The sequence below is a fragment of the Pseudomonas amygdali genome (assembly GCF_002699855.1).
Lineage (GTDB): Bacteria > Pseudomonadota > Gammaproteobacteria > Pseudomonadales > Pseudomonadaceae > Aquipseudomonas > Aquipseudomonas amygdali.
The window spans coordinates 1-1,208 of the sequence record NZ_LKBW01000196.1 but is presented as its reverse complement, the minus strand read 5'-3'; the positions used below and the strand labels follow the sequence as shown (position 1 = coordinate 1,208).

Sequence of the window (1,208 nt, the reverse complement as noted above, 5' to 3'; positions counted from 1 at the left end):
TTCGGTAGTTTTTTCATCGCTCCATCCTCTCAAAGGTTGGAGTCTCCGAGAAACCCGGGGCGGTTCAGTTATAGCGCAGTCGGACTGTACTGCCAAATAGCAGCGAAGGATGTGACAAAAATTGTCAGTTTTTACGAATTTCTGAAGGTCCAAGCACCGTTCAAGCCCGTTTTAGCCTGCGAACCATCATTGATCTCACATTGGCATGACGTGTGCTTTGAATTGAGCAGGGCCCCCAAATTGACGCCTCGGAGAAGTATGCAATGAAATCACAAAAAGGTTTTACACTGATAGAACTGATGATCGTTGTTGCGATTGTTGGTATTTTGGCGGCGGTGGCACTGCCAGCGTATCAGAACTACACAATGCGAGCTCGTTTTACGGAAGTCACTTCCGTCGCTGATACATACAAAACTGCGGTCGCACTTTGTATACAGCAACTGGGTACGCCTCAAGGCTGTAACTTGGGTACTAACGATATCCCCGCCAGCCAAGCAACAACGTACGTAAATAACGTTGCTGTTGCCAACGGAATCATTACAGTAACGCCTCAAGGTGGTATTCCAGCAGCTTCTACTTATGTGCTCTCGCCGACTCTCAACACAAACTCCACAACTTGGGCTTTGGGCGGTGGATGTTTGGTGGCTCAGGCGCCTGCACCAATTCTGTGTAGAGCGAACTGAGTTATCGTCAGGTTTGGCCTTATGCTGGTATCCGTAACCGGCGGGAAGGCCAGTTTGTTGGTAACTCGAAGGTAACAGGTTCAATCCTGTTTTAAACGAAAAAATCCCGATCACCGATCGGGATTTTTTAGCAGTTTTTTACCGCACAACCCAATCAACCCGAGCCCGCCCCTTGAACCTCTTCCTCACCCCAACCACCACCAACAACCCCACCACCACAAAAAAGATCGTATTAAACACCGGAAACGGCTGATCACGACTCGTCACCGCCTCAACCTTGCTCACGCTGGGAAACATCGACAGGATCGTTATGCGCCAGCCGTAATAACGAATCAGCGCCAGCTGCTGGGAGTCACGCGAGTAGCCCTNTCGGCGGAGTCGAATTTGAAGTACCACGGGAAGCTCCAGCCGGTGTCTTCGTTGCGACTAAATATGATTTATCGAGTGTCTTGAGTTAGTTGAGACTGTCAGAAATTTTGTGTTCGGGCATAACATGTAGCTAGAGGTGCATGTATGCCGACCAAA

At 49.3% G+C, this 1,208-nt stretch carries 1 protein-coding gene and 1 pseudogene; one reads left to right on the top strand and one right to left on the bottom strand.

Annotated elements, in window-relative coordinates; all coding sequences use genetic code 11:
* Nucleotides 1–263: 263 nt before the first annotated feature.
* Nucleotides 264–683: a pilin gene (locus tag AO277_RS13830; protein WP_044320223.1), complete on the top strand. Its 420-nt coding sequence runs from the start codon at nt 264–266 to the stop codon at nt 681–683.
* 138 nt (nt 684–821) lie between these two features.
* On the opposite strand, the pseudogene AO277_RS13825 reads toward AO277_RS13830, so the two are convergent.
* Nucleotides 822–1,117: pseudogene (locus AO277_RS13825) on the bottom strand (DUF1523 family protein).
* Nucleotides 1,118–1,208 lie beyond the last annotated feature (91 nt).

Excerpts from the sequence above, each read along its gene's own strand:
- AO277_RS13830 (WP_044320223.1), top strand. The coding sequence starts at position 264 with ATGAAATCACAAAAAGGTTTTACACTGATAGAACTGATGATCGTTGTT.